The organism is Hydrogenivirga sp. 128-5-R1-1 (assembly GCF_000171895.1).
In genome coordinates, this window is sequence record NZ_ABHJ01000521.1 from 1 (window position 1) to 1,055 (window position 1,055).

Here is a 1,055-nt window from a genome sequence, read left to right on the forward strand (position 1 = left end):
CTGCTATTGTTAAAGCTTTTTTCATAACTTAACCTGCTCTATCCGAGTATATAATTTTATGATACTACTATAAATGGGGATTTAATGAGGAAGATTTTTATATTTTTCCTTTTAACTTTCTTATATGCTTATGGGGAGGGGCTGAAAATAGTATCTGATTATCCGCTTCCTTATAACAATCTGCAGGAAATATATAACAAAACTAAAGACATTAATCTAATTGTTGAACTGCTTAAAAAAACAGATGATTTCTTAAAAATATATGTAAAGGGTAATACTGTATATCTAAAAAGGAAGCTATATGTAAAGGATGTAACAATCCATGGGAACAGGTCATTCTGGCGGAGGGAAATTCTTGCAATCACTGGTTTAATTGAGGGTTCCTCTATAGACCCTAAAATTTTACATAATATCTACATAAGGCTAAAAAAGTTTTATATGGATAATGGATTTCCATTTGCACAGGTTTCTGTAAAAGCAGATATAGATGAGGAGGGAAATGTTTATATTACGCTGGATATAGATGAGGGAGGAGAAAAAGATATAAACAGTTTCCGTATATACACATCTGTGCCTGTTTCTGAAGAATTTAAAAAGAAGATGATAAAAGCTATAGGTATTGAAAAGGGAGATATGTTTAATCTGTCTGCCATAACAGCAGGTTTAGATAGACTCCAAAAATTCCTTTATGAAAATGATTATTATGACTCTTTTGTAAATCTTGTAAATTTTAGACCTTCAGGTAGAAATAAAGTTGATATTATTTTATTTGCAGACCTTGGAATGAAATATAACATACATTTTTCAGGTAATAAATTTTTTAATGAAAAACAACTGAAAAAGCAGCTCACCTTTGCTCAAAATGGTTTTAATTATTATCAGATAGTCCAATCTACAAAAAATATTGAAAATCTATACAGGGAAAATGGTTTCCTTGATGTTATGGTAATTCCTTCGTATAAAGAATATTTTGAGGAAAACAGAACGGATATATTCTTTTCAATTTATGAAGGGGATAGATACAAGGTTGCCGAAATAAAAATAAACTCTGATAC

The 1,055-nt window shown here is 30.0% G+C and carries 1 protein-coding gene; it reads left to right on the top strand.

The window, feature by feature from the left end:
• Window positions 1-84 precede the first annotated feature (84 nt).
• On the top strand, window positions 85-1,055 hold a 971-nt coding region (locus HG1285_RS00220; protein ID WP_008289725.1), incomplete at its 3' end, for a POTRA domain-containing protein.